Source organism: Klebsiella sp. G-Nf4, from assembly GCF_002810615.1.
Classification (GTDB): Bacteria; Pseudomonadota; Gammaproteobacteria; order Enterobacterales; family Enterobacteriaceae; genus Klebsiella; species Klebsiella variicola.
In genome coordinates this window covers 1-476 of sequence record NZ_PION01000033.1, presented here as the reverse complement: position 1 = coordinate 476, position 476 = coordinate 1, and the positions used below count along the sequence as shown (strand labels likewise).

The following is a 476-nucleotide window of genomic DNA, read 5'->3' as shown; positions in this document are numbered from 1 at the left end:
CTGAGCATGGACGCTGTACAGAAAGCCAAATCCGGCCACCCGGGGGCCCCGATGGGTATGGCTGACATTGCCGAAGTGCTGTGGCGTGATTTCCTGAACCATAACCCGAACAATCCGGCCTGGGCTGACCGTGACCGTTTTGTGTTGTCAAATGGCCATGGTTCGATGCTGATTTACAGCCTGCTGCACCTCACTGGCTACGATCTGCCGATTGAAGAGCTGAAAAACTTCCGCCAGCTGCACTCCAAAACCCCGGGTCACCCGGAAGTCGGCTACACCGCGGGCGTGGAAACCACCACCGGTCCGCTGGGCCAGGGTATCGCTAACGCGGTCGGGATGGCTATCGCCGAGAAAACTCTGGCGGCGCAGTTCAACCGTCCGGGACACGACATCGTCGACCACTACACCTACGCCTTCATGGGCGACGGCTGCATGATGGAAGGCATTTCTCATGAAGTGTGCTCCCTGGCCGGTAC

General features: G+C 59.2%; 1 pseudogene. It reads left to right on the top strand.

The annotated features are described in order from the left end of the window. Nucleotides 1–476: pseudogene (locus CWM57_RS27070) on the top strand (transketolase); the annotation flags it as partial.